The sequence below is a fragment of the Streptomyces sp. NPDC033221 genome (assembly GCF_055577005.1).
The window spans coordinates 1-942 of the sequence record NZ_JBVIQN010000045.1; the positions used below are offsets into that span (position 1 = coordinate 1).

At 67.7% G+C, this 942-nt stretch carries 1 rRNA gene and 1 pseudogene; both read left to right on the forward strand.

What is annotated here, in order from left to right:
• Positions 1-195 precede the first annotated feature (195 nt).
• Positions 196-312, forward strand: a 5S ribosomal RNA gene (rrf, locus tag ACZ53K_RS37625).
• A gap of 206 nt (positions 313-518) precedes the next feature.
• Positions 519-942, forward strand: a pseudogene (locus ACZ53K_RS37630) (hypothetical protein); the annotation flags it as partial.

The following is a 942-nucleotide window of genomic DNA, read 5'->3' on the forward strand; positions in this document are numbered from 1 at the left end:
GGTTGATAGGCCAGATATGGAAGCCCGGTAACGGGTGGAGTTGACTGGTACTAATAGGCCGAGGGCTTGTCCTCAGTTGCTCGCGTCCACTGTGTGGTTCCCGGGTTGCGAACAGTCGCAACGTCGGTGAACCAAGTTCCACTGATTCATTTAATTAATTGAAGAGTGTGCTTGTTCGCTTGAACCCGATAGGGTTTCGGTGGTCATAGCGTTAGGGAAACGCCCGGTTACATTCCGAACCCGGAAGCTAAGCCTTTCCGCGCCGATGGTACTGCAGGGGGGACCCTGTGGGAGAGTAGGACGCCGCCGAACAATCTTTGGAGGACCCTTGGTCCCAGCGTTCACGCTGGGGCTGAGGGTCTTTTTTTGTTTGGTCGAAGCGCGCCGAAGTGTTCGGTGCGCGAGAATGTTTGCAGTACCGAAGACAGGAGTCACGCCGATGTCCCCCAACTCTTCCGACGATCGCTCGGAGCGCCGGCCGCAGCGGCGCGAGGGCGGTGACCGCGGCGGTTTCCGGCGTGACGACCGCGGTCCGCGCCGGGACGACCGGGGCGGCCGGCCCTCTGGTGGTGGCTTCGGCGGCGCCCGCCGTGACGACCGTGGCGGTACCTTCCGTCGCGATGACCGTGGCCCGCGCCGCGATGACGACCGCGGCCCGCGCCGCGACGACCGCCGGGACGACCGTGGCGGCTTCCCGCGCGACGACCGTGCCCCGCGCCGCGACGACCGCCGCGACGACCGCGGTGGTTTCCGTCGCGACGACCGCCCCGGCTTCTCGCGAGACGACCGTGCCCCCCGGGGCCCCCGCCGTGACGATGACCGTGGTGGTTTCCGTCGCGATGACCGCGGCCCCCGCCGTGACGACGACCGCGGTGGCTTCCGCCGCGACGACCGGCGCGACGACCGCGGCCCGCGCCGCGATGACGACCGTGGTGGTCGTCC